This is a genomic window from Sphingobium sp. Cam5-1 (assembly GCF_015693305.1).
Lineage (GTDB): Bacteria > Pseudomonadota > Alphaproteobacteria > Sphingomonadales > Sphingomonadaceae > Sphingobium.
This window is the reverse complement of sequence record NZ_CP065140.1, coordinates 306,528-326,598: the sequence shown is the minus strand read 5'-3', so window position 1 is coordinate 326,598 and position 20,071 is coordinate 306,528. Positions and strand designations below refer to the sequence as shown.

The window sequence follows — 20,071 nt, the reverse complement described above, 5'->3', positions numbered from 1 at the left end:
AGCTTAGATGGAGCGGCTGGGCGAGGACATAAATTGCGACGCCGTACCGCTTGCATCATCCACCTGTGCCGCACCGGTCAGAATGGAGATGCCATTTTGCTGATCACAGGGATGATCCGACCCTTGTGAGACGCTCACCCGTCATTTTCTTGCACCCAGCTGCGGATCGTCAGGTCTCTCGTTCAGGTGCCCGCGACTGGCAAAAGTCAATAAAGGCTCGAAGCTTGGGCAGTACATGCTTCCGGTTGGGAAAGTAGATGAAGAACCCAGGGCTTTCGGCAAGGAACGGTTCGAGGCACGTCGCTAGCCGCCCATCATGGATCAAGGCTCGAACGGCTTCTTCTGTGATGTAGGTGAGTCCAATCCCGGCTAGCGCAGCCGAAACGCACATTGCCGGTCCATTGACGATAAGCGGTCCATTGACTGCGATCGAGAAGGTGCGCTGCCTTTCCTTGCCACCGCCATCGATAAACGCCCACCGATGCAACGAACCATCCATCAGGCGAGCGCGAATGCAAGAGTGATGTTCAAGTTCCTCGGGCCGTTCTGGCATGCCTCGTTCGGCGAAATAGGCCGGAGAGCCGACGATCACCTTCGGACATGGGGGCGTGAGGCGAACAGCTATCATGTTTTCGGCAATCATTTCGCCGATCCGGATGCCGGCATCGTAACCCTCTGCCGCCACGTCAGCAAACCTGTCCTCGAAGACCAACTCCAACTCAATGTCGGGATAGGCGGCGGCGAACCCCTTAAGCAGCGGCGCAAGGAACGTGTGGGCGACAAACGGAACGCTCAGGCGCAGCAAGCCTTGTGGGCTTGCGCCGAGCCGCTGCGCGGCGTCGACGGCAGCCTGTACGTGCATTACTCCCACCCTCGCCTGTTGCAGGAACATCTCGCCTGCCTCGGTAAGCCCAACGGAGCGCGTGGTTCTGGTCAGCAGAGGCGCGCCGACGCGCTTTTCCAAGCTCTTGATGCTCCAGCTTACAGCCGCAGGAGTGATGCCCAATTCCTTTGCGGCAGCGGTGAAGCTCCTCCGTTCCGCTACGCGCGTGAAAATGACGACGCCGTCGAACAGGTCGGGCTTCATTATCAAATTCACCTTACAACAGCATCAAGTGTAAACGTTATTATCAAGTCAGCTATGATGCACCATTTGTTACGGCGATCGCAACAGGGAACGCACCGATGTCCATTTCACTCACGCGGCGGGCGTTCGGCATCACCGCAGGTGCCGTCGCCGGCATCCTCAGCATAGGAACTGTCATGTCAGAGACACTTATTGAGCGCAGCGAGTCCAAGCCGCAGAAGGTCAGCTTCCCGAGCGGCGATGGCTTTGTCGTGGGGAACCTGTACCTTCCTGAGGACCTAAACCTGTTTCATCGCTGCCCGGCTGTGGCAGTTGGGGGCTCGTTGAGTTCGGTCAAGGAGATGATGGGCGGCCTTTACGCCGGTGAGTTGGCGCGTCGCGGCATCATCGCGCTGGCGATCGACTATCGCAATTACGGCGAAAGCAGTGGCGCCAAGCGGCAGTATGAGGATCAGGCGTCGAAAGCCGAGGATCTGTCTGCCGCGCTCCGTTTCCTGAAGAAGCGCTCCGACGTCGCTGGCACCGGCCTGCTGGGCATCTGCACCTCGGGCGGGACGATCATGTATGCCGCGGCCAATGACCCGAACGTTGGTGCGATTGCGGCCGCCGCCGGCATGTTCGGCGAGCCCTCGTTCATGGAACAGATGATGGGCGAGGAAGGAATAGCCCAGCGACGAGCCATAAGCCGTGCAGCCCGCAAGCACTATGATGAAGCTGGCGTCATCGACATTGTGCCGACCTACGAACCTGGCAACAAGCAGGCGGTGAGCGCCAGCGCCAGCGAATACTACATGGACAAGACCCGTGGCGGCGGCGTCCGGCCCTGGCGTAATGAATTTGCATCGATGGGTTGGGAAGATTGGCTGGCATTCGATCCCATCACTCAGGCAGCCTCGGTCCATGCCCCCGCGCTGATTATCCATTCGGACGGCGCAGCTTTCCCGGATCAAGCCCGCAAGGCTTACGGCCTATTAGCCGGACCAAAGGAAATGCACTGGGCCGAGGGCGAGCATTTCGATTTCTACGATGATGCCGAGACAGTTCGTCAGTCCGTTGACCGCATTGCCGCACATTTCCGCAAATGGCTCACCTGAGCATCGACCGCGCCCTCCCGCGACGCGCGAGGAGGACCGCAATGTGCGAGTGGGTTGCCGCCCGAGCGACTGCTTTCGGGCGAACTTGCCTTTCGCCAAGCGCAGGGTGAACGGCAGCAAAGTCCCGATGGTGTCTTCCGGCCTCGACCCTTCTTTGCCGTTAAGCTGCCAAATTTTGCTCATCAGGTGCGGACCGGCAGCTATCCCAGCCGCTGTCGACCAATTCACGACCTTCAGTGGCCGTGCTGTGGATGACCGTCAGTGCCGAACGCTGCCTCTAGGTGACGGAGCTTGTCGGGATTACGGACTATATAGATCGCCGCGATGCGGCCATCGCGCACGTCGAGCGCGGTGGTCTGCAGCACGTCGCCACGATCGATACTGATGTAGCCGGGCAGGCCGTTGATCGTCGCTGTCCGCAGGAGCGTGGGCGCTGACGTGTACTTGCGACGCAGCCCGGCGAATAGGCGAAGCGCTCGCTCGAGCCCACGCACCACATTGCGGAAGGCAATCACCTTACCGCCGCCGTCGGAGTGAATTTCGACATCCCGTGTCAGCAGTGCGGACAATGCGACTGTGTCACCGTCGCGGGCAGCAGTGAAGAAGGCGCGCGCAATCCGATCGGCCTCAGCTGCTTCAACCGTGAAACGCGGTCGCGCATGCTGGACATGCTTGCGTGCGCGCGAGGCAAGCTGTCGCACGGCGGCGGGCTCGCGGCCCAATGTCGTCGCGACGTCGGTGAGCGCCATGTCGAATACGTCGTGAAGCAGGAAAGCGGCACGCTCCAGCGGGGACAGGCGCTCCATTGCAAGCATCAGTGTGAACGTCACGTCGTCGGCGATTGCCTCCTCTTCCTCAGTCGCGCCCATCAACGGTTCAGGCAGCCAGGCACCGACATAGGTCTCCCGGCGCACGCGGGCGGACTTGAGCTGATCTAGGCAAAGTCGAGTGACGATGCGGGTCAGATAGGCTGCCGGCGTGTCGACGCTCTGCGCCGTTGTCGCCCAACGCAGCCACGCCTCCTGCAGGATATCTTCCGCCTCACTGACTGAACCAAGCATTCGATAGCCAAGACGCAACAGCCTTGGTCGCTCAGCTTCAAAATCGGCGAGACGTTCATCACTGTGCAGCAAGACTGTCCCCCATCGAATGTGTTCGGCGACTGCGCTTGGCATCGCGCCACGCCCAGAGGGCAAGAACGGTCGTCACTATAGCCGGTAAGGTCACCGCAGGAAAATCCTGGGCCAACGCACTTGGCCCGCGGATGCCGACCGCCACTTCCCAGAAATGGAACAGCGCATGGCCCGCAAGCCAGAGGGCGGCGGCAGACCACAGGGGGACGCGGGCCACCGGCCGGGCGACACCTGCGAGCATCGCGATTGCAACGAGCAAGAAGATCAGGCCAATATCGCGCACGAAATGCTGGTTGAACGGGCCGGTGGTGGTGACACCGGGCACGGCGAAGTACCAGTTCGCTGGTGAGGCCAGCATGAAGAGGCCGTTGGCAGCGGATCCGAGACCAAGGACTGCGGCAAGTGCCAGCGGAAGCTTCCGGCTCATGCGGCGCTCTCCTGCGCATGAGCGGCAAGCCACTCATCGAAGCGCGTAGGCGCGATCCGTGGATTTTCGTCCGGAACCAGCGAGCGGTCGTCGGCGGGCGCGCCGAACCATAGGCCCACGAAGGGGGAGCATATCTTTGCTTCCCATCGACCCAGACCCGCCGCTCATGGGCGTCAACGCGATGCCGGTTAAGACTGATAGCCGCCATCGGATGAAAGCGCCGCTTTGTAGCGAATAGCTCGATCTATATCGTGAGCTGGCGCGCTCAGGCTATCGGATAGGCTGGACCGTGTTCACGCCGGCCTCGACGTTCGTCTCCCCCTCTGGCGGCGACGCGCCGCGATCACGATACGACAGCAAGTCTGGCGCGCCATTCGGTGTGGGGTGTACTTCAAGCCGGGCGATCTCGCGCTTCATCTCGGCTATTTCGCGCACTTGCGCGTCGATAATCCGGTCGGCGATCAGGCGCACCTTCGGATCTTTGATGTGGGCGCGTTCGCTGGTCATGATCGCGATCGAGTGATGCGGGATCATCGCCTCCATGTAGCTGACGTCCCCGACGGTCTCCTGACTGCGGATCAGCCAGAGCGCTCCTGCGAAGACGGTAATTGCCCCGGCGACGATGCCAATGTTAGCCCGGCGGTTGGGATACATGCTCCACATGAAGCCGATCATGATGAGCGCCATGACGGCACCCATCAAAACCGCCATCCACGTGCGGGTCTGGCTGTATTCGACGTGGCTCAGGGCGTAGGTGTTCAGATACATGAGGCCGAACATCACGATGGTGGACGTGGCGATCATCACGGCGAAGCGACTGTAACTCATGCTCATGCCGCCGTGGCTATGATTGCCCTGCTTGTGCTTGTCCATGTCATGCTCCTCTTCCGATCGATAGAACGCGCGAGTGCGCGACGGTTGCTCATCCGGTGATCCTCAGACGGGTAAACAGCATCAAGCTCGTCGGATCAGAACCGTAGCGGGGGTGAATGTCGCGAGGCAGGTCGTATCTGCTGACCAGTCCGCCCAGGTCGAGCGCCACCTTGCCGAACGGAATTGAGTGGTAGCCGCCGAGGCTCAGCTTGCTGACGTTGAATACACGGCCGGCAAGCGGATCACCGCCGTGCTCGTCCCGAAGAGTTCGTCCTTGTCGACGTTCTCGGCCCGCCCGAACAACGTCCAGCGGCCGATCTGGAGCGCGGTGTCGAACAGGAACGCGTCGGTGGTGTGCCCGTGGTCGCCGCCGGAGGGATCGTTGCGCCCCCAGGCGAAAGTCGACTGCCAGTTCCGATTGTCGCCGAGCGGCAGGTTCCAGGTCACCGACGCGGAGGTGCGCCGCACGTTCTCCTCTGGGTGAAGACCCTCGGGGCTCTTGATGAATCCATGGCTCACCTGCGCCGACAGGTTGGAGTTAGGGTTCACCGTCGCGCGGATCGACCAGCTATCCATGCGCGGCCGCTCGATGTTCCAGCGGTTCTCGTCGGGTTCGCGGCCGGTGAAGACGGAACCCTCCAGCTTCAGGTCCTTGTAGACGATGCCCGCGGTCGCGACGCCGAACGTCACGTGCGTCGAGTCCAGCCAGTGGTGCGAGATCGGCGCCTCTGGGTTCGCAACGCCGGAGAAGCGGTGCATGTATGTGGCGGGCCCTAGCGCCGGCTCCCCGGGCAGTCCGAGGTAGACGAAGCCCGACAGGTCGCGCCCGAGCGGATGGCTGTAGGTGGCCGACAGCTCCATGAACGCATCGTGCGGGTGCTGGCGGTCGACCAACTCGGTGCGGCCGTCCGCCGTCTCGCCGGTTGCGAGCAGCAGCGGGTAGCCCGACTTGCCCATCAGCGGATCGAGGCTGCCCATCGCCTTGAGCGTCAGCGTGCCGCCGGCCAGCTCGCGCTGCCCCATGCCCATGAACATGGAGGCGACGAAGGTCTTCTGGTCGCCGCGCGGGCCTCCCTGGTCGTCATGGACGAGGGTCGCGTAGCCGTGGACCATCGTTGACCAGGCGCCGCGCTTGCCCATGATCGCCCACATCGGCGAGCTGTCAGGCTGCCAGGCGGTCCCGGACGCGTCGCGCATCATGCTGTAGCCCCCAAGCATCCCCTTCATGCCGTGCATGTCCATGCCGGAATGGTCCATGCCCGTCATCGGTCCATGGTCCATCGCGGCGTGTTGGGGAGCGGCGGCGTCCTGCGGCGGTTTGGCTGACGTGGCCGGCGCTATCGATGCGTGGTCCATTGATCCGTGGTTCAACGGCATTGGCGGCGCCTCGATCGGTGCGGGCGCGTGGTGTTCGTGCTGCCCCATGTCCATGCCGGGCATCGACTGGGCGTTGGCGGCCATAGGCGCGGTGAGCGCCGTCGCGGCCAGGAGGGTCCTGATCAACATGATGTATCCGTTCTGTCGTGTCCGGCCGCAGCCGCGCACGCGCGAAGATGCGCGCGGGCGGTCGCGGTCCGGTGCCAATGGTGACGGCGGGGCGCAGGTCGCCCCGCCGTCTGTCGTTACTTGGACTGCGCGGGGGCGTGCCCCTCATGGTCGCCGTGCATTTCGTGGCCGGCGGGGTCGCCGCTCTGCCTCGTGTCCTTGCAGCAGTCGCCCTTGCCGTCTTTGCAGCATTCGGCGTCGTTCTTGCAGCACTCCATCCCCTTGCAACAGTCGGCAGCCGCGTAGGCGGTGGCGGGAACGCCGAGCGCGAGCGCCGCGGCGATGATCGAGATCTTTTTCATGTTACCTGTTCCTTGGATCAGTGACGTTCGTCGTGGTCGGGGTCACGCGATCTTCGGGGGTGGTGGTGCCGGACCGCCGGAAAGGCCCGTCAGGCGGTTAGGGAGGGCGGCGACGGGGTCGGCCGCCGATAGGATGGCCGAGGCGACCCTCGGGGCCGCCGCGTCCGGCAATGCGATGCACAGCGCGCACGCTGCGGCGTTCGACGTGATGGGCTTGTCCGGATTCGCTGGCATATCGGCGCAGTGCGGCTCGTGCGCGGCAGGTGCCGCGAAGGACGCGGCCATCGCCTCGCACGCACCGCCCATGCGAAGGACCAGTCCGATCGCGAGCAGCGCCAGCAGAAAGTGCCGGACGGCGGTGGGGGATCGAGGCAGGATGCGCGCCATGGGATGGTTCTAGGATCGCGGCGGGAGATCGACAACCGAGGCCGTCACATCGCGCCCGTGTGGGCGAGCATCCAGACCGCCATGGCGATCATCCCTAGATTCTCGGTGAGCGACACGAAGCCGAGCGGCACGTTGGACGATCCGCCCACGCATGCGCACTTCAGCTCTCGGTGGTCGACATAGACCGCCTTGAAGACGGACGCAGCGCCCACGCTGCCGATGAAAAGCGCGATGGGAACAGAGAGCCAGGTCAGCGCGCCGGCCACCATCAGCACGCCGGCGAGCCCCTCAGCGAACGGATAGACGTAGCCGTAGGGCACCCAGCGCCTGGCGAGCAGATCGTAGTTAAGGAACATGGTCGAGAACTTCTCGACGTCCTGGAGCTTGAGCAGCGCCAGCGTCGCCATGCTGAAGCCGCCGAACCACTGGAGCGCCTGGAGCGTCAACGGCGAGCCGAGGACGGCATGGCTCGTCGCCATCGCCAGCAGCGCCGTCACGACGAAGAGCGCGACGACCGGCCGGTAGCTGGTCGCGCCCGGCTCTGCTACGTGGAGACCGAGGTGGCGCCGCAGGTCGTCATATCCGCCGACGCGCTCGCCCGCGATGAACACCTGCGGGGTCGTCTTCACGCCATGCTCGGCCTTGAAGGCGTCCGTCCCGGCTCGCGTCGTGAGGTGATGGTCGTCCACGTCGAAGCCCTTGCGCCTGAGGAGATCGAGCGCCTTGAGGCCATAAGGGCAGGTGTGCTCGGGCATCACCATGCGATGGAGGATAGCGGTGGGACGGGTAGACACGGGTGCGCTCCTGATTGCCAAATGCGGCACCCAGCCCATATAGGGTCCGTAGTATAGTCCGGAGTCAAGTGCTTATGGTGAGAATGACGATCGCAAGCCTGGCGAAGGCCGGCGGGGTCGGAGTTGAGACCGTGCGTTACTATCAGCGACGTGGTCTGCTTATGGAGCCGGCGAGGCCGGACGGCGGCGGTTTCCGCAGCTATGGCGATGCGGACGTACGGAGATTGCGCTTCATCCGCCAAGCCCAGGCGGCGGGCTTCACGCTTGAGGAGATCGGAGAGCTGCTCAATCTGGATGCTATCGACGACCGCGCCCGAGCGAGGGAGCTGGCGCGATCGCGCGTCGCGGCGTTGGACGCGAAGATTGCGGAACTCCAGTACGCTCGGGCATCGCTCGTGCGTCTCGCGGATGCCTGCGGGCACGGCAGTTCTGGTCCCTGTCCGATAATCACTGCCTTCGAGGGTTGACGCCGCAGCCGCGCTAACCTGTCAGTACCTCCACCGCTGGGTGAGCAAGCGACCAACTATGCTCTTGTAGGTGTCAGAGCGGGGACGTTCGAAGGTCTGCTTCTGCCGCGAACCGCATTACGCGAAACTAGGCTGGAACGACCGAAGAGCCCCACGATACGGCGTTCGCTTGCCGGTCAAACCGACCCATCATGGACACTCAGCCGTCAATATCCGATCTCCAAGTGCCGCCCGTCCGCTTTCTGACGGCTCGCGACCAACTTAAGCCGTTCCACGCCGCGCGCGTTAGTGCCGCTCCTGCCCGAACCCGCCATTCCTGTTCCATTGAGCCGTAGGGCAGCAGCGCGCCCATACCCGCCTGTGGCAAAGGACAACGCGCCGTGACCGCAGTGGTGATCATGGTATTGGAGCCGGAGGGAGGTTCTCATTGGCTAACCGTACACCGAGGCTTGACGCACCCGGCGCAGGAAATCTGCGATCATTGTCTCGTCATCGACGAACGAAACGATCTGCGGCCTGAGCGTGCGAACGGTGTTGGTGTTTCGAAACCAGGCACCGAAGTTCTCGGTCTCCTCGAGTGATTTCAAGGCCAGGGTAACGGCGAATGGCCCTTCGATCTCCTGCTCCATGAGGAACTCGGAGAGGTCCTTCAGGTAGCGTTTGACGCTCAGATCGAACTCGTGAAGCGCGAGCCGTCCTTCGCCACTCGTCTGATAGAGGGCAAACGAGGCGTGCGCGTGGATGAACCAGTCGTCACGAACGAACAGCCGTTCGATCCCCCGCTGATTGAAGTCATGATTGAGGACTTGGTGTCCATCTTCGCAAACCTTGAACCAGCCTGGCCCGCCCTCACTGAAGCTCGGCGCCGACGATCGGACATGGTCTTCCTGTGTGAAAGGCCGCCGCAAATGATCGAAGTGATCGCGGGGGAGAATGCCGATGCGAAGTGCTCGTCCGGGTGCGACTACGTTGTTGGCTGCCAGCCGCGCATCTTCTTCCGCGGTCAGTTCGTCGAGGGTACGCAGCCACAGCAGTTCGTCGACGAACCGGCTGCGTAGCATCCCCGGATCGATAGGCAGATTCCTTGCGCCCGATCGGATAAGATATCCTCCGGTCAGTCGGTTCATGAACGGCCCGGTCGGGTGGCGGGGTATCCGAATGTCGAGAATGAACCCGCCATCCATGTGAAGCGGAACCACTTCAACATCATCAGGCGTCGGGGTGATGCCATCCTGGATCAATGTTTGAACCCGAAGCGCGAACTTGTCGGCGTTGTCAGTCATGGGGCGGAAGCGGTCGAAACGGCCATCCCGTTCTTCGACCCCAACAATTATGCGTGACGGGCCACGGTTTAGGAAGGCGACGACGTCATCGAGCAAGCGCGTCTTGGTTTCTGGCTTGTCGAAGTCGATCTGCCGTTTGAAATCAAGATCCTGCCCTTCCTGAAGGTCTCCACCTCCGATCTCCGAGATGCTCAAAGGGGCGATAACATTGCGACGACGCCGCGGTTCTTTCGGACCTTCAACGGTGGTAATCGTAATCACGAGACTTGGAGCTCCTCCAGTAATCGAGCCTTCGCTGCCGGCACTTCGCCGGGTTAAGGCCTTTCGATATCGATATACTCCATCTCGATCGAGAATTGGCCCTCAATGACGGGCTGGAAGAAGTGCCACTGATCGGTCGCGGTGTCGGCCAGAAAGACATAGTCGGGCCAGTCGTCTCGCTCTGCGAGAGCCGCTTCGAGCGCCTCAGCAATGAAGATGTGATTACTGAGAGCAATATCTGACCATTCGAGGATCAAGAAGGTCGTGTCTCCCTCCTGAGCACAGTCGTGGAGCTTGGGCAGCTTTTTCTTGAGTGCCGTCCGCATTCGCTCAAGGCGCAGATTCTCGACATCTTCTCCGACCGTTCGTGAAAGGAACAGTGCGCCATCGTGACGCCCGGACTCATTCCAGTGCACCCGCAGCGTCAGCTCAAGAGGAATCCCTTCGATCTCGTCAGAACGCGATCCGTGATATCCATGCGGGCAGTGGTGGCGATCCTTTCGTTCCGGGCACTCGTCATGAAGCCGCTTGCCTGCCTCCACGATCCAAGCCGAAAGCCTCTCGCGCAGTTCGGCGTGTGTTCGCCGATGCTTCGCCAAGGTTGGGTGAACAGGAAAAAGTAGCACGTACGTGCCCGGCTTTGGCATGTTGCCGTTGAGATTGGTTTCCATCTCCGCCGTCAGTTCGCCAAACTCTTTCCCCGTCTGGATCGCGAGAGGGAATGGCTCGATTAGCGTGTGCTCAATGGCAATGCGCCGGTCGCCCAATCGCAAACGCATCTCGACCGGCGGACCCGATCCGTCCTTTTCCGGGTAGGTCACATCGGACCGCGTCACCTTGAACTCGTGCTCAAGTAGCCGGACCAAGGCTTCGCATAGTGCTTCTTCATTATCCATGCGACCAGCTAGCATGTGACCGGCGTAATTCCGATGTCAGACCTCAGCCCGATCGGACGCGGCGCGAGCATCGGTCGCCTACTATCGAGCCGCGACCGGTTGGCCGGTTTTCGCGGGTGCCGCGCGGTCGTAGAAGCGAGTCTCATCCGGCTTGCCGGTAAGACCGGCCAAGTCTCCCGCGCGCACATGCGCTTCATCCAGCGCGACGGCGTCACGCCTGAGGGATTGGCAAACCATTCGCGCGAAGCGCAAGCCGCTAAAATCGCAATTGTTGCATTAAGGCTTGCGGGAAGTGGGGAGCCAGCACCAAATACGCGGTGCAATGGAAAACCCTTACGAAACCGCCAAAGCGTTCGCACTTGATTTCGGGCGGACGGAATATGCGCTCAAGCGCTCCGACTATCTTCGAAAGAACAAGGACGTCGCCGAGGCGGACTGGGACTCATTCGCCGGCGATCTCGGGGCGGATTTTTTCGCGCATATAGTCGAGAAGGAGATCGCCAACACACTCATTGGCGATCCACCGCGTCGACTGATGGCAGACATGACTTGGTCACCAGAGAAAACCTCGCCGCTCACCAACGTGCACGAGTTGATAGTTCAAGGCGTATGTCGCGTGCGGAATAGCTTTCTTCACGGAGAAAAATTCACGGGTGGACCAGTGGGATCGCGACCTTACGCTGGTCAAAGAGGCGCATGCCGTGCTGACGGAAGCGATGGCCTTCGGGCACCTCATGCACGATTGAGCAAGGGTTACGGCGAATGCGCTTCACAAAATCCGAAGGACTGACAGAGTCCGAAGCGCTTCTTGCCTCGCTATGCGAGCAATCGTTCTTTGCGCTGTGGACATACCCAAATCTGTTCAAGAAGGCCGCGAAGGAAATGATCGACCTCATGGTTGTCTTTCGCAACGACGTGCTCCTCTTTTCAGACAAGAGCTGCGCCTATCCGGAAACGGATAATCCTGAACTGGATTGGAAGCGTTGGTATTCGCGTGCCATCGCAAAATCTGCCCATCAAGTGCAACAGGCCGAACGTTGGCTTCGAAGTCAGCCGACCCGCATATTTCTCGACGCCAAGGCAACGGAACCGTTGCCCATCGACCTCCCGCCTCCTGACACTCTCAAAATCCATCGTATTTGCGTCGCGACAGGTGCAGCGGGACATTGCCGCCGCGTAACCGGTCAGCCGATGCTCGGATTGGATTTTACAGCCACAGGCGACAAGGCGCCACTGCGCATCGGAACCGTGCCCGAAGCACACGGCTTCCTCCACGTCTTCGATGCAGATTCACTCGCCTTGGTGATGCGAGAGCTCGATACCATCAGCGACTTTGTGGAATATCTCGATGCAAAAGCCCATCTTGTGGCGAGAGGCAAATTCAAGGGGGCGCCGACGGAAGCGGACTTGCTTGCCTATTATCTCCATCATGGCCGCACATTCCCCGACGCCCAGCAGGATTTCGTGCTTCAACCAAATCTCTGGCAACAGGTGGAAGCGCAGCAGCCGTTTCGGGAAGGCCGCGAACTCAACCGCCGCCATCGCCTGTGGGACCGGCTGATCGATCGCGTGACCCGGCTCTATCTTGCCGAGGAACTCCAGTTCGGCAACGAAACGACAATGTCAGACCACGAGCGCCTCGTTCGGGTCATGGCAAGCGAAAGCCGGTTCTACAGACGCATCCTGTCACAGGCGATCGAGGATCGCGCCGAGCGAGCGCGCGGTGGCTGGATCGGGTCCATTCTTCCATCCCAGGATCCGAATGTCCTCTATGTGTTGCTGATGGGGCCTGGCGCGCGCCGCGACCAATATAAGGAGTATCGAACGCAGCGGTCGCAGGAACTGGTTCTTCGTTGCTACGCCGCGAAGGCTGCTCGCCCGCAAGCACGCTTTATTGTCGGCATCGGCCTCGATGCCCCCGGCGGCGATGGATCGTCGGAAGATCTGGTTTATCTCGACACCGTTGATTGGACCGCGGAGGAGGCTCAAAAAGCCGAGGATATTCGCCGCGACCTTGGTTATTTCGTCGAAGGCAAGATGCAGGAGCAGCTGTTGGACGTCGAGGAGTATCCAGGTTCGTCTTGATGACAGGGTAATGCCCCGATCCAGTTGCCAGTAGCATGGACGTACGCGCGAACCTGTTCTAATCTTGTTCCCATGGCGAGCGCTTCTGCCCCGACCGATTCCGACGATGATTCTCACGGCATCCTGCCGTCCCAGTTCCTGCGGGAGAGGCGGCCGGAAATCTATTCCGACACCGCTGATCGGACGGACTATGAGCTCGACAGAGCGGTCTTCGATCATCACCTTGAGACCCTGACCCGGCGTAACCAGACTCACGATTTCGAGATTTTTTGCAGAAAACTCTGCGAGCGCGCGATCTGTCCCAACCTTAGAGCGCAAACCGGTCCAGATGGCGGCGGCGACAGCAAGGCCGATGGCGAGAGCTTTCCCGTCGCCGACGAACTCAGCGACATCTTCTTCGAGGGCGAAGCCAATTCGGGCCGCGAACGCTGGGGCTTTGCATTCAGCGCGAAGGGGGAATGGAAGCGAAAGATTCGCGAGGATGTCGACGGGCTCATAAAGACCAGTCGCAGCTATGACCGCATCATTTGCGTGACGAGCCAGTATATCAAATCGAAGGAGCGCGCGGCGCTCGAAGACGAGCTTTCCCAAAGCACCGGCGTTCCGATCACGATCCACGACCGCACCTGGGTCATCGACCAGGTTCTCGACCATGGGCGCAAGGACCTTGCCTATAATTATCTCGGGGTCGGCAAGGAAATCACCGACGAGAGCAAGCTTGGCCCGACCGACTATTCCCGCCTGCAGCAACTTGAAGAAATCGAACGAGACTTGGCTCGTGCGGCTTCCGGGCCGGGGATCGGCCGCGATCATGTTCTTGACGCCCTCGTCGCGGCAAAGCTGTCGCGTGGGATGGAAAAGCCCAGGCTCGAGACTGACGGGCGATTCGATCGCGCGATCCGTCTCGCGGACAAGCATGGCAACCTCCATCAGAGGGTAGAAGCTCGGTACGAGCGCATCTGGACGGCGGTCTGGTGGTACGACGATTTCGCCTTTCTCGACGATGAGTTTGACCCAATCGAAGCGCTCGCCAGCGAAGCCTCGCACGCGCGAACGCTCGGATTTCTCGTCAACCTGGGCCAACTTCTGTTCACCGCGGTCCTCCACGGACACGCGGGCCGGGAAGCCATTCAGCTCGACAAGCGCATCGCTAGAATCGCCAAGCTGCTGACGCCTATGAGCGAAGACGGCGAGCGGCCGAACAATCAGCTCGAGGCCGACGCAGCACTGCTACACATCGAGATGAACTGGGCGGCGATGAGCAGGGATGCCGATGCGCTGACCGCCATTTGGCGTGGCTACGCCGACATTATTGATCGAGCCAAAGGGCTCGGCGAGTTCGATGCGGAGCGTGTCGCAAATTTGATAGAGGCCGCGGAGGCGGTGGCCGGTGACGATCCCGCTTACGAGGAATTGATCGACAAACTCGCGGATTTCGTGACGGAGCGTGAAGGTGAGTCGCAAGGGGCCTTACTCCTGCTGCGCCGTGCGAAGAAGCTTGAGCTGACCAGGCATTTCGAGATGATCAGGCTGCTCTCGAAGGCCGTCCTGCATCTCACCAAGAAGGAACACAGCCACAGTCTCGAAGATGCACTCTCCTATCTGGCGATCGCGTATCGCAGTGCAGGACTGTCCTTTGCAGCACGAGCGACCTGCATCCTCGCTATCTCCACCATGTTGATCGAGGTCGAAGAAGGCGACCGACTTCCGCTCCGTTTTGGCGTTCTGCTGAAGATTTGGATCAGCCTGTCCCTCGACCTTCGCCATTATCCAGACATCGCTGTCGCGCTGCCGCTACTCAGAGGGCTGGTCGCAGGGCTTCCTTATAGCGACGAAGCGCGCGCGCAGTTTGGCAAGCAGATCGAAGAGTTCGAAATCAGCGCCGGAAGTCAGATACTGAACCTGTCGGATGATGAACTGGCCCGCCTCGCCGAGTGGCCGGATGTCCTCGAGCAGAACGAGGTTTTCCTTGTGCGCACGGCGCTGCTGTACGCGCTCGGCTATGAGGACGTCCTTCGCGGTGATGGCAGCATTCCCGAAGCCGAGACGCCCGAAAGCGTGGCGCAAATGTTCTCGGTGATGCTCAGCCAGCCGATCGGATCGCAAAGGCCCGAGAATAGCCCGATCCTCAATGAGACGAGCAAGACCCAGCGCTTCACCACACGCATATTGGGTATGACGGTCGATGTCCGTACCCTTGGAAGTGATAACGGCATTCTGGTTGCCGAGATGTTGTTGAGCAGTCTGGAAGCCTTCCTCGCGACCGCGATCGAGCATCGGATCATGCCACATACCGAGCATTTCACGATCGAAGTGTCGGAAGACGATACGTGCGAACAGCCTACGTTCTCGATCGATCGCGACCGTATGGTGGGCTCGCTTCAATGGCCCACATCGTTGCCGCCGACGCGGTTTAGCGAACAAGCGGTCATTCGCGATCTCTGGCCGAGCGTCGCCGCGCAGCTTCTGGATGCGACCTGCATCGTTCCTGACACCGAGAACGTCCTAACGGCCTTGACGCGCGAGGAACGGGCGATCGACCGGATGACAATCGCGACCACCTCGCCTAACAGCTATCATCGCATATTCTCCCGACACCTCACGCGCGCGTCCGATCTCGTCGAGACGGAATGTCGGCCATACCCTCTGCGAACGCGGCCCAAGATCGAACGCATCGACATCGAAGGCCTGGTGGCAAAGCAATCTGGAAAATCGCGCGACGAGCTTCGCGAGCGTGAACCGCGCGGCGAGAGCCACCGAGAATATGGTATCCGCACCGTCATCGATCTCCATCTTTGGGACGCGGCAAACTGGCGCGGCGCAGGGTTCCTTGGAAACGAGGAAGGATATCCGCCGTTCTACGCGCTGCTGTTTGAGGACGAAGCAGCTGCAACCAAGATATTTGAACGGTGGCGCGAGCGCATTGGACCCTATGACGAAAAGGACCTCATCCGCCTCTCAATCATCCGGCGAATACCGAACGTCGATCGCTATCACTACTCGATCCAGATTAGCGCGAACCCAGACCGCACAGAGATGGAATCCGGCCGAATTGTCGCATTCACAGCGCGGTCGCTCGTGACGGAAGCCACGAGCGACCGCAATCTAGATACGTTCCTGGCGATGTATCGTCAGTTCGGCGCCTACTATCTCATTCCCGCCATTTGGAACAATGGCATGGATGAGCCCCGTTTTCTCACCAATGTTCCAATCCTGAAGCGCGCCCTAAATATCTACGAAGCGGCGGATCTCACCGACCAGCACATCGAGCTAATGGCAGTAAGGCAAGCGCAGGGACGTTAGGCGCCGGCGCCTACTCCAGCCATTCGACCGCGTATATGGCGATCCAGAAACCTGCCGTCGGTTCATTCTGCTCGAGGCGCGTGGCAGAAAGACCGACTTTGTGCGCCGTTTCGGAGTTTAGATTTCGTGCAATTGACGGCATGCCGCGCCCGAGCATAACAACTGATTTCCATTTCGAATATGTGCGAGTGCCGGCGATAAAATGAGCATACCGACAGCATGACGATCGTGCCCCGCAGGCCTGCGCTCCTTTGACCGCTACCGCCGCCGCTCCGTCCGCACCGCCGACCGGCCTGCTCGAGGATGCGCTCGCGTCGCTGAAACGCGATCTGTCGAAGCTTTCGGCGCGGCTCAAGGCGGTCGATCATACGGTGGAGACCGAGTGCAAGGCGCTGACGCTTCGCCTCCACTATCCCGCATTTCGGCAGCGCAAGCCGATGGTGTCGGAGTTGGTGGACACCGTCTCGACGTACATCGTCAACTTCTGTCTGCCCCGCCAGCAGGTCGCAGACCTCAACCATCAATACGGGAAGGTCTCGGCGGAGGACTTCACGGAAATGTTCGAGGTGCTTCGTCAGGAGGCCTTCGATCTTTTCAAACGCGCCCATGTCGCGACGAACCGCAACGGCGAGGCCGGCGAGCTGATTCTGTATCTGCTGACGGAGTGGCTTCTTGAGGCGCCCCAGATCGTCGCGAAGATGTCGTTGAAGACGAACACCGAGATGCCGGTGCATGGCGCGGACGGAGTGCATGTCCGATACTGCGCGGTCACGGGACGGCTCTACATATACTGGGGCGAGTCGAAGCTCTATGGCAACCTCGACCAGGCCATCACGGAGGCGGCGAAGTCGATCGCCGAGTCCCTAGATGACAAGAAGATCAAGCACGAGATCACGCTTGTGAAGCGTCATCTCGACCTATCCGGCCTGACCCCGGACGCCAAAAAGGCGATGCTCGACTTCCTCGATCCCTATGGATCGGGATACGCGAACCGTCACGACGTTATCTCCTGCCTCGTCGCCTTCGATTTTGACGCCTTCGCGGCCGCGCTGGCGTGCGAGACCGATGCGGAGGAGGAGTTTTGCCGGCTGGCTCTAGCAAAGCTGGAGGAGGCCGCCCCGAAGATCGCCAAGGCGCTCAAGGCGAAAGGCATCGAGCACCAGGAGGTCGAGATGTTCATCATGCCGGTTCCGTCGGTGGCGACGCTGCGCGACCTGTTCCAGGACAAGATCGGCTGGAAGCACCCGGCCACCGAGAAGGCGCCGAAGAAGAAGAGCGCTGGCAAGAAGTAGGACGCACAGCACGAAGGGGACGTCGACCGATGCAGGAACTCGCCGATCAGATATGGGGGAACAGCCGCTTCCATGATGCGGCTGCGCTGGCTCATCGGACGTGGCTGGCACGCGAGCTGGGGAGGCCGCTCGACCCCGAGGTGACAATGGAGGAAGCGGTCCGCCTGATGCAGGCCTCAGCGATCCTGGCCTGTTCGACGGATCCGGTGCATCGCCGCCAGGCATATCGTTCAGCGACCATGACCTACGAGGTGGTGGGCGCGAAAACGCTGCCCATGCAGCAGGCGCTCCGCGTGGTGCTGGCCCGGCTTGGCAACTTTCCAGCGCTTGAGACGCGCGAGGACGTCGGCGCCGCCGCGGCGGACCTACCGCTGGATCTCGCGATCGAGGAGATGGCCCTCTCTGACCGGCGCCGCGTCCTGCTGCGGGATCGCCCCGCGCTGCTGACGAGCTTCCAGCACGACCTGTGGAGCAAACTTGGCGAAGGGCGCAGCGTCGCCGTCGCCGCGCCGACGTCGGCTGGAAAGTCCTTCATCCTCCAAGGCCATCTCGCCCGCGTGTTCGACGAGGCCGGGGAGTGCATCGTCGTCTACCTTGTGCCGACCCGTGCATTGATCGCGCAGGTCGCACGCGATCTGACGGACCTGTTCTTCGGCACGGAGGCGGCGCCGGAGATCGTCACCGTGCCGCTCGACGGAGATCAGCCGCTGCCGACGCGTGCGATATTCGTGATGACGCAGGAGAGGACCCAGCTGATGCTGGCGGCGCATCCGGAGATGAGCGCCGGGATCGTCATCGTCGACGAGGCCCACAGCATTGCCGACCAAGGTCGCGGCATCCTGCTGCAGTGGGTCGTGGACGACCTGCTCCGCCGGCGCGCGGATGCGCAGTTGCTTTTCGCCAGCCCGGGCATCCGTAATCTGGACGTGTTCGGCCGCACCTTCGGCCTCGATAGCGTGGAGACGCTTCCGTCGACTGAGCCGACGGTAGCACAGAACTTCCTGATCGTGCGCGTAACCTCGTCGCGCCAAGGCGAATTCTCCGTCTCGAGCATCGAGCCGGGCGGCGAAGAGGCGCTGGTCGGCGAGTTCGCGATCGGACAGACGATCGCGTCAAAGAAGGAGCGCCTCGTACAGATATCGGCCGCTCTCGGCAAGGGTGCGCCTACCATCGTGTATGCGAACGGCGCCGCCGAGGCGGAGGACTTGGCCATCCAGCTGGCCGACCTGTTTGCTGACCGGGAGACGACGCCGCGGCGCGAGGCGGTTGCACAGCTCGTCGCCCAGTCGGTGCACCCCTCCTACGTCTTGGCGGCGGCGGTCCGCCGGGGTGTTGGCTTCCACTACTCCAACATGCCAGCGCAGGTCCGGCAGGCCGTGGAGGATGCCTTCGCGGATGGTGCGATCGACTTCCTGGTGTGCACCAGTACGCTTCTGCAGGGCGTGAACCTGCCGGCCCGCAACGTCTTCATGTGCAGGCCGGAGAAGGGCAGGCAGCGGCCTCTAGAGGGTACGGACTTCTGGAACCTCGCGGGTCGCGCCGGGCGGCTCCGCCGCGAGTTCCAGGGCAACATCTTCCTGATCGACTATGATGAGTGGAAGGCCAAGCCGCTCGATCAGGAGAGGGACAGCGATATCGTACCTGCCCTGCAGGAAGGTGTCACGCAGCGGCTGGAGGATCTCGTCGCGACGATGGCCGACGACGATGGTGACGACAGGAAGCCGGACGGCGACCTCGAGACTCTGTTCATCCGGCTCCTGGATGATTATTCGCGCGGCGAGCTGCCGACCACACTGTCGCGGCTGACCGCGGCGGGCGTGCCATCGGCGTCGGCCGAACGGGTCCAGGCCGCACTCGACGAGGTGGTCGAAGTGCTGACGCTGCCTGTCGAGGTCGTGCGCCAAAGTCCGAATCTGTCGCCGCATCGGCAGCAGTCGCTTCACGCGGCGCTTCTCGCCAGAGCGGGTACGGAAAAGGCGAGCGTGCGCGCGCTGATTCCCGCACATCCGCGCGAGAGCGGAGCATACGCCTCCTACGCGTCCTTGCTGAGGCTCTGCCATACGCACCTGCTGGGACTTCCGGAGACCCACGGATCGCACAGGTACCATGCCCTGATGGCGGTGTTCTGGATGAGCGGCGCCCCTCTCCCGAAGATCATCGACAGCGCCATCAACTATGACAAGAAGAAAAGCTCTCGGGCGGTAATCCGCAACACTCTCGATACCATAGAGAAGGTGATCCGGTTCGAGGTGGTCCGGCTGATGTCGTGCTACTGCGCCGTGCTCCTTCAAGTTATGGATGAGATCGGCTTGTCGGAAATGGCGGGCTCAGTCCCTCCGATATCCCTCTATCTCGAGGTTGGTGCCTCCGACCGGTCGATGATCAGCTTCATGGGCCTCGGACTGTCGCGCGTCGCCGCAGCAATTCTCAACGATGCCGCGGTCAACAAGAACATGACGATCAGCGAGGCGCGTGCCTGGCTGAAGGACGCCACGCTCGATGCGTACGAACTGTCACCGTTGCTAGTCGAGGAGATACGCCGGGTGGCCCGCTGATCTAGTTGCTAGCAGCGCAAGTCCGGTTTAGCGAGGCTATGTCGTCTTCAGGCGGCCACCATCTCGGACGCGTACGTGCAAACAACGGCCGAATTTCTGTCATTCAGCGATGTGGTGCGTACAACGCTGAATGTCCGCTTCCTTCGATTCCGATCCATAAGCCGCCTTTCGCAAAGGTCCCCGGCTACGTCATTCCTGTTCGTTAGAGCCGGGGAATGAACTACTCAGATTAACCGGAGGCTAGTTGGCTTAAGTTCTGCAGCCATGGAGACGTCGATCACGCAAGC

19 protein-coding genes are annotated in these 20,071 nt (G+C 61.4%); 7 read left to right on the top strand and 12 right to left on the bottom strand.

Annotated features, from left to right (window positions below):
- Positions 1–169 precede the first annotated feature (169 nt).
- Positions 170–1,087: a LysR family transcriptional regulator gene (locus tag IZV00_RS20145; RefSeq protein WP_044663422.1), complete on the bottom strand. Its 918-nt coding sequence runs from the start codon at positions 1,085–1,087 to the stop codon at positions 170–172.
- Positions 1,088–1,185: 98 nt separating this feature from the next.
- Here IZV00_RS20145 and IZV00_RS20140 point away from each other — a divergent pair, with 98 nt between their 5' ends.
- Positions 1,186–2,181: an alpha/beta hydrolase gene (locus tag IZV00_RS20140; RefSeq protein WP_052628284.1), complete on the top strand. Its 996-nt coding sequence runs from the start codon at positions 1,186–1,188 to the stop codon at positions 2,179–2,181.
- Between the two features lie 233 nt (positions 2,182–2,414).
- On the opposite strand, the gene IZV00_RS20135 is transcribed toward IZV00_RS20140, so the two are convergent.
- The 8 genes from IZV00_RS20135 to IZV00_RS20105 all read right to left on the bottom strand — a co-directional run bounded on the left by IZV00_RS20135 (position 2,415) and on the right by IZV00_RS20105 (position 7,681).
- Positions 2,415–3,356, bottom strand: coding sequence for a sigma-70 family RNA polymerase sigma factor (locus tag IZV00_RS20135; RefSeq protein ID WP_044663423.1), 942 nt, complete (start codon positions 3,354–3,356; stop codon positions 2,415–2,417).
- A complete protein-coding gene (locus IZV00_RS20130) occupies positions 3,301–3,741 on the bottom strand; it encodes a hypothetical protein (protein WP_044663424.1) in 441 nt (146 codons plus the stop codon). Before IZV00_RS20130 ends, IZV00_RS20135 begins: the two co-directional genes overlap by 56 nt.
- Positions 3,738–3,860, bottom strand: a complete 123-nt coding sequence (locus IZV00_RS21395; protein ID WP_268934802.1) for a hypothetical protein — start codon at positions 3,858–3,860, stop codon at positions 3,738–3,740. The genes IZV00_RS20130 and IZV00_RS21395 overlap by 4 nt, the downstream gene beginning before the upstream one ends.
- A 151-nt stretch (positions 3,861–4,011) precedes the next feature.
- Positions 4,012–4,569: a DUF305 domain-containing protein gene (locus tag IZV00_RS20125; protein WP_044663582.1), complete on the bottom strand. Its 558-nt coding sequence runs from the start codon at positions 4,567–4,569 to the stop codon at positions 4,012–4,014.
- Between the two features lie 249 nt (positions 4,570–4,818).
- Positions 4,819–6,120, bottom strand: a complete 1,302-nt coding sequence (locus tag IZV00_RS20120) for a hypothetical protein (RefSeq protein WP_052628285.1) — start codon at positions 6,118–6,120, stop codon at positions 4,819–4,821.
- A gap of 116 nt (positions 6,121–6,236) precedes the next feature.
- A complete protein-coding gene (locus IZV00_RS20115) occupies positions 6,237–6,461 on the bottom strand; it encodes a hypothetical protein (RefSeq protein WP_044663425.1) in 225 nt (74 codons plus the stop codon).
- Between the two features lie 42 nt (positions 6,462–6,503).
- Positions 6,504–6,848: a hypothetical protein gene (locus tag IZV00_RS20110; RefSeq protein ID WP_044663426.1), complete on the bottom strand. Its 345-nt coding sequence runs from the start codon at positions 6,846–6,848 to the stop codon at positions 6,504–6,506.
- Between the two features lie 44 nt (positions 6,849–6,892).
- The gene (locus IZV00_RS20105; RefSeq protein ID WP_044663427.1) at positions 6,893–7,681 is read right to left on the bottom strand and encodes a glutaredoxin family protein; all 789 of its coding nucleotides are present in this window, start codon (positions 7,679–7,681) and stop codon (positions 6,893–6,895) included.
- Positions 7,682–7,716: 35 nt separating this feature from the next.
- On the opposite strand from IZV00_RS20105, the gene IZV00_RS20100 reads away from it, so the two are divergent.
- Entirely contained in the window at positions 7,717–8,109 is a 393-nt protein-coding gene (locus IZV00_RS20100; protein ID WP_172668347.1) for a MerR family transcriptional regulator, read from the top strand.
- Between the two features lie 431 nt (positions 8,110–8,540).
- Here IZV00_RS20100 and IZV00_RS20095 read toward each other — a convergent pair whose 3' ends face one another.
- The 3 genes from IZV00_RS20095 to IZV00_RS20085 all read right to left on the bottom strand — a co-directional run bounded on the left by IZV00_RS20095 (position 8,541) and on the right by IZV00_RS20085 (position 10,786).
- Positions 8,541–9,587, bottom strand: coding sequence for an AlbA family DNA-binding domain-containing protein (locus IZV00_RS20095; protein ID WP_044663428.1), 1,047 nt, complete (start codon positions 9,585–9,587; stop codon positions 8,541–8,543).
- A 119-nt stretch (positions 9,588–9,706) separates the two neighbouring features.
- Positions 9,707–10,549, bottom strand: coding sequence for a hypothetical protein (locus IZV00_RS20090; RefSeq protein WP_044663429.1), 843 nt, complete (start codon positions 10,547–10,549; stop codon positions 9,707–9,709).
- Between the two features lie 81 nt (positions 10,550–10,630).
- On the bottom strand, positions 10,631–10,786 hold the full coding sequence (locus IZV00_RS20085) for a hypothetical protein (protein ID WP_196227594.1): 156 nt from the start codon (positions 10,784–10,786) through the stop codon (positions 10,631–10,633).
- Positions 10,787–10,871: 85 nt separating this feature from the next.
- On the opposite strand from IZV00_RS20085, the gene IZV00_RS20080 reads away from it, so the two are divergent.
- The 5 genes from IZV00_RS20080 to IZV00_RS20060 all read left to right on the top strand — a co-directional run bounded on the left by IZV00_RS20080 (position 10,872) and on the right by IZV00_RS20060 (position 19,784).
- On the top strand, positions 10,872–11,339 hold the full coding sequence (locus IZV00_RS20080) for a hypothetical protein (RefSeq protein ID WP_157009870.1): 468 nt from the start codon (positions 10,872–10,874) through the stop codon (positions 11,337–11,339).
- On the top strand, positions 11,312–12,634 hold the full coding sequence (locus IZV00_RS20075) for a hypothetical protein (RefSeq protein WP_044663430.1): 1,323 nt from the start codon (positions 11,312–11,314) through the stop codon (positions 12,632–12,634). Before IZV00_RS20080 ends, IZV00_RS20075 begins: the two co-directional genes overlap by 28 nt.
- A 72-nt stretch (positions 12,635–12,706) precedes the next feature.
- Positions 12,707–15,937 carry a hypothetical protein gene (locus IZV00_RS20070; RefSeq protein ID WP_044663431.1) on the top strand — a complete coding sequence of 1,077 codons (3,231 nt, stop codon included), beginning with the start codon at positions 12,707–12,709 and terminating at the stop codon, positions 15,935–15,937.
- Positions 15,938–16,188: 251 nt separating this feature from the next.
- A complete protein-coding gene (locus tag IZV00_RS20065; protein WP_052628286.1) occupies positions 16,189–17,229 on the top strand; it encodes a HamA C-terminal domain-containing protein in 1,041 nt (346 codons plus the stop codon).
- A gap of 29 nt (positions 17,230–17,258) precedes the next feature.
- Positions 17,259–19,784 carry a DEAD/DEAH box helicase gene (locus tag IZV00_RS20060; protein WP_044663432.1) on the top strand — a complete coding sequence of 842 codons (2,526 nt, stop codon included), beginning with the start codon at positions 17,259–17,261 and terminating at the stop codon, positions 19,782–19,784.
- The last annotated feature ends 287 nt before the right edge of the window (positions 19,785–20,071 follow it).

Excerpts from the sequence above, each read along its gene's own strand:
- IZV00_RS20135 (WP_044663423.1), bottom strand. The coding sequence starts at position 3,356 with ATGCCAAGCGCAGTCGCCGAACACATTCGATGGGGGACAGTCTTGCTG.
- IZV00_RS20145 (WP_044663422.1), bottom strand. The coding sequence starts at position 1,087 with ATGAAGCCCGACCTGTTCGACGGCGTCGTCATTTTCACGCGCGTAGCG.
- IZV00_RS20105 (WP_044663427.1), bottom strand. The coding sequence starts at position 7,681 with ATGGGCTGGGTGCCGCATTTGGCAATCAGGAGCGCACCCGTGTCTACC.
- IZV00_RS20115 (WP_044663425.1), bottom strand. The coding sequence starts at position 6,461 with ATGAAAAAGATCTCGATCATCGCCGCGGCGCTCGCGCTCGGCGTTCCC.
- IZV00_RS20080 (WP_157009870.1), top strand. The coding sequence starts at position 10,872 with ATGGAAAACCCTTACGAAACCGCCAAAGCGTTCGCACTTGATTTCGGG.
- IZV00_RS20125 (WP_044663582.1), bottom strand. The coding sequence starts at position 4,569 with ATGAGTTACAGTCGCTTCGCCGTGATGATCGCCACGTCCACCATCGTG.
- IZV00_RS20140 (WP_052628284.1), top strand. The coding sequence starts at position 1,186 with ATGTCCATTTCACTCACGCGGCGGGCGTTCGGCATCACCGCAGGTGCC.
- IZV00_RS20130 (WP_044663424.1), bottom strand. The coding sequence starts at position 3,741 with ATGAGCCGGAAGCTTCCGCTGGCACTTGCCGCAGTCCTTGGTCTCGGA.
- IZV00_RS20090 (WP_044663429.1), bottom strand. The coding sequence starts at position 10,549 with ATGGATAATGAAGAAGCACTATGCGAAGCCTTGGTCCGGCTACTTGAG.
- IZV00_RS20100 (WP_172668347.1), top strand. The coding sequence starts at position 7,717 with ATGGTGAGAATGACGATCGCAAGCCTGGCGAAGGCCGGCGGGGTCGGA.
- IZV00_RS20085 (WP_196227594.1), bottom strand. The coding sequence starts at position 10,786 with ATGGTTTGCCAATCCCTCAGGCGTGACGCCGTCGCGCTGGATGAAGCG.
- IZV00_RS20110 (WP_044663426.1), bottom strand. The coding sequence starts at position 6,848 with ATGGCGCGCATCCTGCCTCGATCCCCCACCGCCGTCCGGCACTTTCTG.
- IZV00_RS20070 (WP_044663431.1), top strand. The coding sequence starts at position 12,707 with ATGGCGAGCGCTTCTGCCCCGACCGATTCCGACGATGATTCTCACGGC.
- IZV00_RS20060 (WP_044663432.1), top strand. The coding sequence starts at position 17,259 with ATGCAGGAACTCGCCGATCAGATATGGGGGAACAGCCGCTTCCATGAT.
- IZV00_RS20120 (WP_052628285.1), bottom strand. The coding sequence starts at position 6,120 with ATGTTGATCAGGACCCTCCTGGCCGCGACGGCGCTCACCGCGCCTATG.
- IZV00_RS20075 (WP_044663430.1), top strand. The coding sequence starts at position 11,312 with ATGCGCTTCACAAAATCCGAAGGACTGACAGAGTCCGAAGCGCTTCTT.